Origin of the sequence: Alkalilimnicola sp. S0819, from assembly GCF_009295635.1 — a bacterium.
Classification (GTDB): Bacteria; Pseudomonadota; Gammaproteobacteria; order Nitrococcales; family WHIW01; genus S0819.
Genome location: NZ_WHIW01000059.1, coordinates 1 through 328, shown reverse-complemented (window position 1 = coordinate 328; position 328 = coordinate 1). Strand labels below are relative to the sequence as shown.

General features: G+C 72.0%; 1 protein-coding gene. It reads left to right on the top strand.

Going from position 1 to position 328, the window contains the following annotated elements; translation table 11 throughout:
- A partial coding sequence (locus GBG68_RS13975; RefSeq protein ID WP_193222354.1) for a DODA-type extradiol aromatic ring-opening family dioxygenase occupies positions 1 to 328 on the top strand: 328 nt, incomplete at both ends.

Sequence of the window (328 nt, the reverse complement as noted above, 5' to 3'; positions counted from 1 at the left end):
CCCCGCGGCCCACCTTGCCGCCGGGCGCGCCCTGGCGCCGCGGCGCGAGGAAGGCGTGCTGATCGTCGGCAGCGGCATGAGCTTTCACAATATGCGCGGCTACGGGGATGCCCACTTCACCGCCCCGTCGGAAGCCTTCGATGAGTGGTTGAGCGGGGCCGTGAGCGCCGACCCCGAGGCGCGCCATGCCGCCCTGTGCGACTGGGCCGAGGCCCCCCATGCCAGAGAGTGTCACCCGCCAAGCCTGGAGGAACACCTGATCCCGTTGATGGTCGCCGCCGGCGCCGCCGGCACGGACCCCGGACGCAAGGTGTACTCGGAGCAGGTA